The sequence below is a fragment of the Photobacterium sp. S4TG1 genome (genome assembly GCF_036040035.1).
Taxonomy (GTDB): domain Bacteria; phylum Pseudomonadota; class Gammaproteobacteria; order Enterobacterales; family Vibrionaceae; genus Photobacterium.
Genome location: NZ_JAYXUH010000054.1, coordinates 1 through 390, shown reverse-complemented (window position 1 = coordinate 390; position 390 = coordinate 1). Strand labels below are relative to the sequence as shown.

Annotated in this window: 3 tRNA genes; all 3 read left to right on the top strand. The window is 46.7% G+C overall.

The features are described from left to right. Positions 1 to 89: 89 nt before the first annotated feature. A tRNA-Asp gene (locus VXS03_RS20120) sits at positions 90 to 166 on the top strand. Positions 167 to 219: 53 nt separating this feature from the next. Continuing rightward, positions 220 to 295 (top strand) — tRNA-Thr (locus VXS03_RS20115). Between the two features lie 9 nt (positions 296 to 304). Next, a tRNA-Tyr gene (locus tag VXS03_RS20110) sits at positions 305 to 389 on the top strand. The last annotated feature ends 1 nt before the right edge of the window (position 390 follow it).

Here is a 390-nt window from a genome sequence, read left to right as displayed (position 1 = left end):
GCATACGTTTATAGCGTATCTAGGGTTCAAATCCCTATCTCTCCGCCATATTCTAGAAGTTTGATTTAAATTGAATTTCATAAAGAATTGGAGCGGTAGTTCAGTTGGTTAGAATACCGGCCTGTCACGCCGGGGGTCGCGGGTTCGAGTCCCGTCCGCTCCGCCAACATAAAGACATAGTGTTGATTAATATTAACATGCTATGTAACGAAATTTTGTGCCGACTTAGCTCAGTAGGTAGAGCAACTGACTTGTAATCAGTAGGTCACCAGTTCGACTCCGGTAGTCGGCACCATTAAATTTCGGTGGGATTCCCGAGTGGCCAAAGGGAGCAGATTGTAAATCTGCCGGCACTGCCTTCGAAGGTTCGAATCCTTCTCCCACCACCAT